This is a genomic window from Bdellovibrionales bacterium (assembly GCA_018266295.1).
Lineage (GTDB): Bacteria > Bdellovibrionota > Bdellovibrionia > Bdellovibrionales > Bdellovibrionaceae > JACMRP01.
This window is the reverse complement of the sequence record JAFEAQ010000014.1, coordinates 131,137-142,896: the sequence shown is the minus strand read 5'-3', so window position 1 is coordinate 142,896 and position 11,760 is coordinate 131,137. Positions and strand designations below refer to the sequence as shown.

Annotated in this window: 12 protein-coding genes; 7 read left to right on the top strand and 5 right to left on the bottom strand. The window is 46.9% G+C overall.

Going from position 1 to position 11,760, the window contains the following annotated elements; all coding sequences use genetic code 11:
- Positions 1 to 13 precede the first annotated feature (13 nt).
- The 6 genes from pheS to JSU04_15735 all read left to right on the top strand — a co-directional run bounded on the left by pheS (position 14) and on the right by JSU04_15735 (position 6,577).
- Complete coding sequence (pheS, locus tag JSU04_15760) at positions 14 to 1,039, top strand: phenylalanine--tRNA ligase subunit alpha (protein MBS1971768.1); 1,026 nt, start codon at positions 14 to 16, stop codon at positions 1,037 to 1,039.
- A complete protein-coding gene (locus JSU04_15755; protein ID MBS1971767.1) occupies positions 1,036 to 3,474 on the top strand; it encodes a phenylalanine--tRNA ligase subunit beta in 2,439 nt (812 codons plus the stop codon). Before pheS ends, JSU04_15755 begins: the two co-directional genes overlap by 4 nt.
- A gap of 81 nt (positions 3,475 to 3,555) precedes the next feature.
- Positions 3,556 to 3,909, top strand: coding sequence for an integration host factor subunit alpha (locus JSU04_15750; GenBank protein MBS1971766.1), 354 nt, complete (start codon positions 3,556 to 3,558; stop codon positions 3,907 to 3,909).
- Positions 3,899 to 4,456 (top strand): MerR family transcriptional regulator, encoded by a 558-nt coding sequence (locus JSU04_15745; protein ID MBS1971765.1) that lies wholly within the window; start codon positions 3,899 to 3,901, stop codon positions 4,454 to 4,456. The genes JSU04_15750 and JSU04_15745 overlap by 11 nt, the downstream gene beginning before the upstream one ends.
- Before the next feature lie 37 nt (positions 4,457 to 4,493).
- Positions 4,494 to 5,513 (top strand): DUF4421 family protein, encoded by a 1,020-nt coding sequence (locus JSU04_15740; protein MBS1971764.1) that lies wholly within the window; start codon positions 4,494 to 4,496, stop codon positions 5,511 to 5,513.
- 50 nt (positions 5,514 to 5,563) lie between these two features.
- Positions 5,564 to 6,577 carry a prolyl oligopeptidase family serine peptidase gene (locus tag JSU04_15735; GenBank protein MBS1971763.1) on the top strand — a complete coding sequence of 338 codons (1,014 nt, stop codon included), beginning with the start codon at positions 5,564 to 5,566 and terminating at the stop codon, positions 6,575 to 6,577.
- 6 nt (positions 6,578 to 6,583) lie between these two features.
- On the opposite strand, the gene gloA is transcribed toward JSU04_15735, so the two are convergent.
- Entirely contained in the window at positions 6,584 to 7,096 is a 513-nt protein-coding gene (gloA, locus tag JSU04_15730; GenBank protein ID MBS1971762.1) for a lactoylglutathione lyase, read from the bottom strand.
- A 245-nt stretch (positions 7,097 to 7,341) separates the two neighbouring features.
- Here gloA and JSU04_15725 point away from each other — a divergent pair, with 245 nt between their 5' ends.
- Positions 7,342 to 8,151 (top strand): outer membrane beta-barrel protein, encoded by an 810-nt coding sequence (locus JSU04_15725; GenBank protein ID MBS1971761.1) that lies wholly within the window; start codon positions 7,342 to 7,344, stop codon positions 8,149 to 8,151.
- Between the two features lie 121 nt (positions 8,152 to 8,272).
- Here the strand turns inward: JSU04_15725 and JSU04_15720 are convergent, their stop codons facing one another.
- The 4 genes from JSU04_15720 to JSU04_15705 all read right to left on the bottom strand — a co-directional run bounded on the left by JSU04_15720 (position 8,273) and on the right by JSU04_15705 (position 11,754).
- Complete coding sequence (locus JSU04_15720) at positions 8,273 to 8,797, bottom strand: hypothetical protein (protein MBS1971760.1); 525 nt, start codon at positions 8,795 to 8,797, stop codon at positions 8,273 to 8,275.
- Positions 8,798 to 8,921: 124 nt separating this feature from the next.
- Positions 8,922 to 10,430, bottom strand: coding sequence for a chemotaxis protein CheW (locus tag JSU04_15715; protein ID MBS1971759.1), 1,509 nt, complete (start codon positions 10,428 to 10,430; stop codon positions 8,922 to 8,924).
- An 11-nt stretch (positions 10,431 to 10,441) separates the two neighbouring features.
- Positions 10,442 to 10,921, bottom strand: a complete 480-nt coding sequence (locus JSU04_15710) for a chemotaxis protein CheD (GenBank protein ID MBS1971758.1) — start codon at positions 10,919 to 10,921, stop codon at positions 10,442 to 10,444.
- Positions 10,918 to 11,754, bottom strand: a complete 837-nt coding sequence (locus tag JSU04_15705) for a protein-glutamate O-methyltransferase CheR (GenBank protein MBS1971757.1) — start codon at positions 11,752 to 11,754, stop codon at positions 10,918 to 10,920. Before JSU04_15705 ends, JSU04_15710 begins: the two co-directional genes overlap by 4 nt.
- Positions 11,755 to 11,760: the final 6 nt, after the last annotated feature.

Here is an 11,760-nt window from a genome sequence, read left to right as displayed (position 1 = left end):
ATAACTGAGGTCTATGTCACAAGCTAAACTCGATGCAATCAAAGAACAGGCGCTGGCTCAATTTAAAGCCGCTGCCAACAGCAAAGCTCTCTATGACCTCAAAGTGACCTTCCTCGGTAAGAACGGAAGCCTCACTGAAATCATGAAGGAGATGGCCAATCTTCCGAAGGAAGAAAAGCCCCTTTTTGGTAAAAAGGTAAATGAAGTTAAGAGCCTGCTAGAACAAGTTTATGTCGAAGCCGAAGAGGCTCTGAAGAAAACCGAGATCGAAGGTAAGATGGCGAGCGAAGAGCTCGACATGACTTTGCCATCTTACACGCGTCCTACGGGCAATCAGCACCCGGTTTACAAGGTGACTGAAGAGATCTTTAACATCATGGCTCGTATCGGTTACAGCATCCGTACCGGTCCACTCATAGAAAAAGATTATTACAACTTTGAGGCGCTGAATATCCCAGCGGACCATCCGGCGCGCGATATGCAGGATACGTTCTTTATTGATCCGACCCATGTGTTGCGTACGCACACAAGCCCGATTCAAATTCACTCGCTTGAAAGCGAGAAGCCACCTTTGCGTATCATTGGTACTGGCCCGGTTTTCCGTTGTGACAGCGATATTTCGCATTTGCCGAATTTCCATCAGATCGAAGGCATGTGTGTGGATCACAAAGTTTCTATGGCGGATTTGAAAGGCACGATCAGTTTCTTCGTGCGTGAGTTCTTCGGTTCGGGCTTGAAAACTCGTTTCCGTCCAAGCTTTTTTCCATTCACAGAACCATCGGCGGAAGTCGATTGCTCTTGCCCGATTTGTAAAGGCAAAGGCTGCAGTCTGTGCAAACAGACGGGCTGGATCGAGATCGGCGGTTGCGGCTTGATCAATCCAAAAGTGTTCCACCACGCGAAAATCAATTATCCTGAGTGGCAAGGTTTTGCCTTCGGTTTTGGTATCGAGCGTATGGGTATTATTAAATACGGCATCGATGATATTCGTTTGTTCCCTGAAAATGATGTTCGTTTCGTAAGGCAGTTTCTCCCATGAAGATTAGCTTAAAATGGTTACAAGATTTCGTAGATATTAAAGACTACTTCGCAAAACCTGCGGAGTTGGATGCTTTGCTCACACGCGCAGGCCTTGAAGTTGAAGAGACCGTGAATCGCGCCAAAGATTTCCAGCACGTTGTTGTTGGTTTGATCTTGGAAAAAGACAAACATCCAAACGCTGACAAATTGTCGGTTTGTAAAGTGACGACAGGCGAAGGCGTTGTTCATCAGATCGTCTGTGGAGCGCAAAATCACAAGGCCAATGACCGCGTGATCGTGGCGTTGCCAGGCGCAGTTCTGCCAGGCAATTTTGCTATCAAAAAAGCCAAAGTTCGTGACGTTGAATCTGGCGGGATGCTTTGCTCACTCAAAGAACTCGGTCTTGCAAAAGAAAGCGATGGCATCGCGATTCTTCCTCAGGACGCACCGATTGGTAAAACATTTGCCGAATACGGTGGCTACGATGACATCGTGTTTGAACTCAAAGTCACTCCGAACCGCGCAGACTGCTTGAGTCACTATGGACTTGCTCGTGAGATCGCGTGCCTTTTGGGTCGTGAATTAAAACCAATGACAAGCAAGCTTGCCTTGTCTGGTGAGTCGACAAAAAAGCAAATCGGCCTTGAAGTTAAAAATTCTGATTTGTGTCCTCGCTATGCGGGCCGTTTCGTTAAAGGTGTCAAAGTTCAAGCAAGTCCTGAGTGGCTTGTAAAACGTCTTGAAGCTGTCGGCATGAATTCAATCAATAACGTAGTTGATGTAACGAACTACGTGATGATGGAGCTCGGTCAACCGCTTCATGCATTTGACGCCAAAGAAATTCAAGGCAGCAAAATCGTTGTGAGCAACGCTCAGGCCGGTGAAAAATTTAAAACTCTTGATGGGACGGAAGTCACATTGAAAGGCACTGAGCTTATGATCCGCGACGCCAATCGCGCGGTCGCAATGGCCGGTGTCGTTGGTGGTCAGAATTCAGGTGTCAGTGAAAAAACAGCCGACATCTTTATTGAAGCGGCTTACTTCTTGCCGATGGCGGTTCGTAAAGCGTCGCGCTCGCACGGGATTGAAACGGATTCTGCGTATCGCTTTAGCCGTGGCGTAGATCCAGATGGCACTGTTCGTGCGATGGACCGTGCTGCGGATTTGATTGTGCAAGTGGCTGGTGGGACTGCGTTTGGCGATCATCATGACTTCTATCCAAACCCAGTGAAAAAATCCGCGGTTGAAATCACGGTGCAAACTGTGACGGACCGTTTGGGTTATCAAGCTGATGAAGCAAAGTTTGCCGATTACATGCGCCGCTTGGGTTGCCAGGTGACGGGTGGTGCGGGCAAGTATTCTATTTTGCCTCCGACCTTCCGTTTCGACCTTGAACAGGACATGGATCTTGTTGAAGAGTACGCGCGTTTGAATGGTTACGAAAATATTCCTGAAACTCTGCCGATGCTTGCTGAAAGCCCGGCAGTTCATGACAAAGGTTTCATGATGAACATGAAGCTTTCGCAAATGATGCGTGGTCAAGGCTTCTCGCAAGCTTTCAACTATGCTTTTGTTGGCGGTCAGGCTCAGAAGAAATTCTTGGGTGGCGTTGAAGTTTTGAAAGCTGCCGGTTTCACGGTTTCAGAGGCTGAAATCAAAGTTTTGAATCCTCTCAATGAAGAGATGGATACAATGAGAAGTTCACTTTCAACGGGTTTGTTCAAAAACCTCGCGAATAACTTTAATCAAGGAAATCACTTCGGCCGTCTCTATGAGATCGGTCAGTGTTTCTATAAAGACGGTGATGCTTACAAAGAGACTTCTCGTTTAGGCCTGGCTGCGTGGGGAGTGCAAACTCAGTTGTGGAATCAAACCGCAACTCATCCACTCGTGTTTGAAGTCAAAGCGGCAGTTGAAACGATTCTTAGAAACCTCAATATCAACTCTTACACGTGGTCTTCACCGCAAGATAAAAGCGAAGTGCCTGCGTTCATGCATCGTGGTCAGTTTGCTCAGTTGGTTGTTGAAGGAAAGAAAGTGGGCTTTATCGGCACACTTCATCCGGTTCTTTTGGATGATCATAAAATCCGTGTGCCTGCTGCGATGGCAGAACTGGATTTGGATCAGCTCTACAAGGGCCAGCCGCGTCCTTCGCGCTTTGAAAGTTTGTCTAAATTCCCGGCAGTGGAACGCGATTTTGCCTTTGTAATGGCCAAAAATGTGAAGGTCGGCGACGTCGTTCGCGAGATTCGCAAACAGGGCGGCGGCATTTTGACCAATGTGGATGTGTTTGACGTCTATGAAGGCGACAAAATGGAGCTCGGAAAGAAATCCGTGGCTCTGAGACTCACTTTCCAAGACAAAAATGCCACGCTGCAAGATAATCAAGTTGTAGAGGCAAGTAATAAGATTGTTGAGGCTTTGAAAAAGCAATTTGCGTTAACAATGAGATAAATTCTTGATTGTTTTCAAAGACTTGTTAGCCTTAGGAAGTATTTTGTTAATTAGTGATGAATCCAAGGAGTGGTTTTTAGTATGGCAGGCCAGAATTTAGGTAAATCGACTGTGACAAAGGCCGATATCGTAGAAAAGGTCTATCAGAAGATCGGCTTTTCGAAGAAGGAAGCTTCTGAGTTGGTAGAGTCGGTTTTCGACACTCTCAAAGATGTTCTGCAAAACGGTGAGAAAGTTAAGATCTCTGGTTTCGGTAATTTCGTCGTGCGTGGCAAGAATGAGCGCATCGGTCGCAATCCGCAAACGGGTGATCAAATCACAATCAGCGCTCGTCACGTATTGACGTTCCGCCCGAGCCAGGTGCTCAAGGCGATGCTCAATGGTGAAGAGTACGCTCATCTCAAGGATGATGACGATGACGATGATGACAACTAGTCAGGATGCTGGCTCAGAGATTGAATTACATTCTGAGTCTGGCGGGAACGATCAATTGGAACTGCAACTTGGTGACGTGGTTGCCAACGAAGAGTTCACTCCGGTTGATACTCCTGAAAATCCTCTGACTGCGAGCGAGCCGATTTCTTTACCGGCCGCTCTTTGCGACGACAAGTTGCTTGAAGAGATCAACTCGATTCCTGATAAAATGGGTTTCAAGATCGGTGACGTCGCCGATATGTTGGGAATTAAACAATACGTTCTCAGATACTGGGAAACCGAGTTTGATCTTTTGAAACCTAAAAAAGCTTCTAACAATCAGCGTATGTACACTCGCAAAGATGTGGAAAATGCATTCCTGATCCGTAAGCTTCTTCACCGTGACCGCTTCTCGATTGAGGGAGCTCGCAATGCTTTGAAAGAGCTCAAAGCGCACGTGAAGAAAGAAAAAGACTACTCACAAGTAGTGAATCGCTTAGATAGCATCCATGACCGCATTGAAGACTTGGTGATGGATATCCGTAAAGCTCGTCAGCTTTTTAAATAGGTGCCAGGTCCTGTTTCTGGTTGCACTGCGAAAATCTATGATGAAATTTTTCTTATTTATCGCGCTCCTTGCTTCGGCAGGGAGTGCGTTTGCTGTTGAAACCGATCGTTGGGAGCCTGATGCGAAAGACGTCCTGAACGTCAAAGGTGGGGTTTTGAACCCGCTCTTCCGTATCAGGACTGAGAGTACGGCCGGTGAAACGAAAAACTCGGAAGTGGATTTTGAACCGACACCTTTTACGAAGTACTTTGTCGGTATCGGTTATCGCAATTTAGGCGCGACCATTTCATGGAGTGGCGCGAACAACCCTGAAGATGCCGATAAATATGGAACGGGCACGTCTCTCGATTTCCAATTTTCTGCTTTCGGGCGAAACATCACGCAGTACTATTTTTATCAAAACTACAACGGTTATTACGTTAATAACACTTCGACGATCGATCCGAGCTTTCCGCAGAACAAATACATTCAGCGTCCGGATATCTCGACTCGTCACTATGGCGCGAACTTCGTTTATAACTTCCAACCGGAGCGCTATTCACGGGCCGTCGCGTTTGATCAAAGCGGCCGTCAGATCCGCAGTGGGGGAGCATGGCTTGCGATGCTGGGGATTCACAATCATGCCTTCTCAGCCAATCCTCAGCTGATTCCAACGCAAGTCTCAGGTAAGTATGGAGAGCTCGCAACCCTTCAGCAGGCGGATCTTCTTCAGGCGAATCTCTCAGGCGGTGGCGGCTTCACGTGGGTGTTTAACGATAAGTTTTCTGTCAGTACTGAAATTTTACTGGGTTATGGTATTGCTTACGAGAAGTATGAATCCGCAGAATATACCTACCGAAAAACGGATGGCAGTCTGAACTCAAATTTGAGTTTTAGTTTTGGATACAACGGGGTGAGCAACTACGGTATTATACAAGTCGGTATGGACGCCTACACCTATCATCTGCCAGATATGGATCTTGCAATGACTTCGCAGAGAGCTTCGTTTCACTACGGTCATCGCTTTGACGGTATCGATGTGCCGTTCTTAAACAAAGTTTCAGGCTGGCTGGACTAGTTTTTTAGATAGAGTTTTTATAAAGTATTCGTGAATACGAAAGGCCCGTCATGAAACTTTATCAGGCTTTGATTTGTCTCTCTTTCATCTTTTCCTCTCAGAGTGAAGCGGGCCCGATCCGCGATATGATTAAAGATCGTTGGCTCAAAAAGCAACAAGAAAAGCCGGCGCCTGAAGCTTCAAGCGATACGAAAGCCAAGATTGAAAAAAGTGGCGACTATACTTTCTCGATCTCCTTCGGCGGACAGCCTCGATATTATAAAATTCACGTACCGAAAATCTATAATCCCAAAAATCCGGCACCGCTGCTTTTTGTTTTACACGGTGGCGGTGGGGATATGGAGATTCAAGCCACTGACAAGTTTTATAAGCAGATTTCAAAATCTGAAGCGATCGGCTTTGTCGCCGTTTTTCCGAATGGGACAAGTGCGATGAAGTCCGGCAAGCTGGCTACTTGGAATGCCGGCAACTGTTGCGGGCAAGCACGCGATAATAATGTCGATGACGTGGGGTTTATCAAAGAGATCTATAAAACAGTATCAGCACAGTTAAACGTCGATACAAAACGAGTTTTCGCGACGGGAATGTCCAATGGTGGGATGATGGCCTATCGCTTGGCCTGCGAAGCACCAGAGATTTTCAGGGCCGTGGCTTCGGTCGCAGGGACCGACAATACTAAAGAGTGCAAACCGAAATCGCCGATTTCTATTTTACACATTCATGCAAAAGACGATGATCACGTTCTGTTTAACGGCGGCGCTGGGGAATTTTCATTCCGTGATAAATCGGCGGTTACTGAATTCGTATCAGTACCAAAAACAATTGAAAAGTGGACCCAGCTTGAGGGCTGCGAAGCCAAGTCACAGCGTGTGATCGAGATGAAAGGCGCTACTTGCGACCGTTATCAGTGCAAAAAGTCTGCGGTTCAGCTTTGCGTGACAGAGACAGGTAAACACTCGTGGCCAGGGGGAGAAAGACCCCGCGGAGGAAGTTTCGTGAGCGGGGATCCGTCGAAGGCCATTTCAGCCAACGACGTGATGTGGGATTTCTTTAATAGCTTATAAAAGGGTTTAGAGAAGTCCTGCTTGAACGACTTCAACCCAGTAGTTATCCGGATCTTTGATAAAGGCGATATTCTTCATGCCGCCTTCGCCGAGACGTTTTTGAAAGTTCACGCCAAGTGTTTCAAAGCGCGCACACGCCGCCTGAATATCAGGAACAGAAATGCAGATATGACCGAAGCCACGAGGCTCGGTATTACCATTGTGATAAGGCATGGCTTCTTGAGACTCCGTACCCCAATTGTGGGTGAGTTCTAAAACAGCCTCACGCCCGAAGGTGTATTTTGCATTGGCCTCGTTGTCGCCGGGAACAGCGGTTCCTTCAGGCACGTAAGCTAAAAAGAACAAAGAAAACTTCCACTCCGCAAAATCCAATTTACGGATGAGTTTCATGCCGAGCACGCGAGTGTAAAAATCCAAAGAATTTTTGGGATCTTTCACTCTCAGCATGGTGTGATTGAAAACATATTTCTGCGTTTCAGCGTCAGGGGCTGCGCAAACTCCGGGTACCGTATGAGACATGGTTTTGTTCTCCTAATATATAGGTGCAATATTGAGTTCAATGTTTGGAAAGTCAAAGAATTTGCCCCGAGGGGCGGCCGTCTCAAAATGAGATCAGTATGGAAGCTCCCTGTCTAAGCCATAAGAGCCTGTTTAACAATTTGCCAGTGGAAGGTTTCCACACCGTGCTGGACACAGTTTCTAAACAAATAAGGTCGATCTGACGTTCCACGGATCTTGCTTTGTAGGGAACTGAGGAGATTTTTATGGAAAAAGCGAGATCTTTCATCCGTATTCTATTGGCCCTTTCTTTAGGCGCTTCTGTGGCCCACGCTGCAAGTAGTGACTTACAGAAAGAAATCGATGCAGAAGCATCAATGGGTATGCGCGCGACGGCACCTAAACCAGTTGTTCGCAGCCTTATTCATATCGAACCTATCGCAGGGATCACCTTCGCTAAATATAAAGGTGAAACCGCTCAAGGCTATAGCTTCACAACTGGAACGGGTTATGAAGGTGGCGTCGGCGTCCTTGTCGGCCGCGGAAATTTCCAATTCGAAACAGGCATCATGTATGCTGAGCGCACTTCACGCGAAGAATATCGCATGGGTATCAGCACTTGGGACCTTTCATACCAAAATAAATATATCGAGCTCCCATTGCTGGCTCGTTATAACGTGATTAACAATAACGACCTCCGTCTTTACGTTAAAGGTGGTGCGGTAGCTTCTTTACTTCAAGACTCTACGGGCACAATGTCTAACGTGCAAAACGCGAATATGTACAACACAGGGATTTATTCTCCGTACGGAATGTATGGTGCGACTTACAATACGGATCTCATCAACAACAACGACACGAAGAGTGCGTTTTCAACAGTTGATTTCCGCTGGGCAGCTGGCATCGGCGGCCAAGTACGCATCACGAAGTCGATTGCTATGTTGCTTGAAGGTGATTACCAGACAAGTGTGAACGCGATCAGTAACTCTCAGCCAAATGGTTACATCGGTTCTACGGCGATGAAGCTTCAAATGGAAACCTACGGCATTAAAGCCGGTGTTTTGATCAGCCTTTAATATTTGATCATCCCGAATTTTTGAATAAGACCCGATTTCCTCATCGGGTCTTATTTTGTTCCCATCGTTTTATTTTCTACTTTTTCAGCATATATAAAAACGAGAGCTACCAATCGCTGAGCTATCGATAGCAGCCATAACCCCAGTTGCAGTTTCCATAGTAATAGTAGTTATAGTAGCCGGAATTGTAGTAGTAATACGGCTGATAGTTTTGTCCGTAGTAGTTGCAGTACGGATTGTAGTAGCCGTAACCACCACTATAATACCCGCCATCGTAATAGCCCCCGCCGTAACCGCCACCATAGCCACCGTTATAGCCGCCACCTCCATAACCGCCCCCGCCGTAGCCGTTGTAGAAGTACCAGCTCGAAGAACCGCCGCTGTTATCCAGCTCGTTTTTCATTTTTCCTGAAGGGACGTTTTTATAGCGGGCGTTTTTGCTAAAGCTTTTTGCTTTGTCTTTGCTGGAGAGATTGTTTTGGGTCGTGACGTACTCAGCTTTATTCGTGCGTTTGTCGATGCGTAGGACCAGAGTGCCACGCATGTTGTCTTTGTTGGTCACACCGTGCTCATTATCGAGTTCTCCGCCAAAGGCCAGGGACCCGGCGCCTAACACAATGAGAAGCGAACTTAAAATATATTTCATAGGAAGCCTCCTAAAGTGATTTTTAGTGAGTTAATGGCTTTCCTATTTTCAGTCTTACATGCAACGCTGGATTGACTTCACTAGGCGTTGCCGTGATTTAGCTTTGACGATTTGAACTTACTTGTCAGCTTGCAGCCACGGAGGAGATTGCCTGTGATGCCGGCTGGCCGATACGGGTCGCAATAGCATTGACATTAAGAATGAAGACAGTTTTTTTCTGTTTACCTTCAATAGTGACTTCAACGGCTTCTTGAACATCCGCAGACATCGCGGCCTTTGCGGATTTAAAAAGGATCTCCGGAATCGCCATTTTGTTTTCATCTGACATAGATAAAATGGCATCCACGGCATCGACGACAAGGCCGTATTTCCCGCCGGCAGATTCAAATATCAAGACCTTTTGTGCCTGACTTTTTTCTGAGTTTGAAGGAATGCCATACATTGATCGCGTGTTGACAATTGTCACGAGGTCCCCGCGCAGATTCATCACCCCTTGAAAATAGTCAGGGAGTCCAGGTGGGTGCAACAGAGTCGTTGGTAAATCAATAATTTCGCGAATCTCGCTGATACTAACCGCATAGAGAGATTCCAAATGGAAGGTAATATAAGTTTTCGCGGCACTTTTTTGAGCTTTCGTTGTACCGGTGCGCTCTTTAGCTTGGTAGATCTTGCTGTGACCGTGAGTGATTTCTTTCATTTCTTCGCCGCTAAAAATCTCGGCATGGTTTAGCAGGACAATATCGGCCTCATTGTCGCGTGATACGCAGCCGGAAAAGAGCTTTCTTTTTTGGTCACCCAGTACCGGAAACGGTAAAAGATCATCGCTAAAATAAGTCACAATGCTTTCGATCGAATCCACCATTAGGCCAAAGAGTTCTTTTTCCAAGCGAAGGACCAGGACGCGGCGGTTTTCATTGGTGAGAGTCAATTTACGGTCTGGCTCGCGATAGCCAAGCAGAGAAGCGAAGTCGATGACGGGAACCAGATTCCCGCGAATTTCAATTGTGCCGAGATAGTGACTTACCGAGAGAATAGAACTCTTCATGTTTTCAAGTTTTAAGATCTCTTGAATATTTTCAATCCCCAGAGCACAGCGAGAAGGGCCTGTAAAAAACGAAATGCATTGTTTGCGCTGGCCACGGCTGCGTTTTAGCAAAGCCTGAGCGTTGGTGCGGCTGCCGTTTTGATGGGGGATGTGCTCCAGGTTAAATAAGGCCTCAGGATCTATAATCTGGATAATGCGGCGGCCTTCATCGAGTTTGAATGCGCCATTGATGACCGAATGTTTGTTTTCGCTATAAGAGAAGTCACTCTTTTCCTCACCATGGGCGCGAAAGACCTCGCCGGTGCTATCAAAAACAAGACCGATCAAAACCTGATTGCACTCTACAATAGCGATTTTCTTAAGATCTTTAGACGAAGACTGACTTTCGATTTTTAGAATGGCGTGGAGATCCACCACAGGCACGATCGTGCCGCGCAGGTTAAACATACCGATGAGGTAGTCGGGTGATAGGGGGACACGGGTATAGGTCTCAGGGGGATTGACAACTTCCTGGACGTTCTTGACGGCGAGGGCGAACTCATTACCACTGAGAAGAAAAGAGCAATAAATATCTTGAGCCGTCTTCATAGGTCACCTTCTTAAATCGCAATAATACGTGGAATGATTTCCACTCTAAATTCGCCAGTGGCGGAGTTGACAATCAGTTTCCGGCCTTCTTCCCCGCCGGTGTCTTCATGAATAATCTTAATGCCAAGCTTGCCGAGCATCTTCTTCGCCAAATTGGCGTTGGCAGTGCCTACTAGCGTATTCCGATTGCAAACGCGCGGATTGGTCATATTACCGCCGCCGGCAACGATGGCTTCGATTTCGTGATATTTGCTTGGAGGAACTTCCATCTGATGCAAAAGACCCGGAATCGCCGTTTCGACAAAGCGTCCGATGGTATGGGGCTGAGACGCAGGGATAATATCGGGTAACAAGCAATGGGCAAGCCCGCTGATTTTTTTGTCTCGCCAAACAAGTGCAATGCCCACGCAGGAGCCTAAAATAGTTTTCAGGACTTCGCCGTCTTTACCAATTTTAACTTCTCCGATGTGAACATTGACTTCTTGAATCATGCGGCCTTCTTTATTTTGGCCCGGTAAATTAACGGCGCGATCGACTCAAACTCGGTTTGAATATGCGTGAGGGATTCGGATTCACCGATAATCAACAAGCCGTCCGATCGAAGGGCTGGGACCAGATTCGACAGAACCTTTTCTTGATCGGGACCTTTAAAGTAAATGAGGACGTTTCTTAATAGAATCAAATCAAATGGTTCCAGAGTCAGCCGCTGAAACAGGTTGTGTGAGCGGAACTCGATGCGGCTTTTGATTTCAGTAATGACGCGAAACTGATCTCCGTCGGCCTTCATGTATTTTTCAAAGCGGGGAGTTGTGCGAAAGCTTTCGATCGAACGACCGGAGTAGCGACCTTCGGTGGCCTTAGCGACCATTCGCGTGGAAATGTCTGTGCCGACAATCTGATAGTTGAACGCGGGGTGAGTTTCTTTGAACTCTTGGCAGATAATTCCTAAGGAATGGGCCTCTTCACCGGATGAGGCCGCTCCTGAAAGGACGCGAAAGGTTTTGCCGGGATGATGGGCGAACCAGTGTGGAATAAAGGTTTTCTCGAGATGGTCCCAAACGCGTGGAGTGCGGAAGAAGTAGGTTTCGTTCGTCGTCACAAGGTCGATAAACGGCTGTTTTTCTTCCGGCTCTTTTTTAACGTAGTCCAAGTAAGCTTCGAAAGTATTCTGACCGACGGCCTTCATTCTTTTCTTAAGACGACCGTAAAGCATCGCTTTTCGGTTTTGCCCTATGGTGATGCCTGTCCACCGGTGGATTATTTCCACCATTTCGGCGAGACAGGCTTCGCTGATTTCTGTTTCCGGTCCTTGATCTTCTTGCATGAGGTT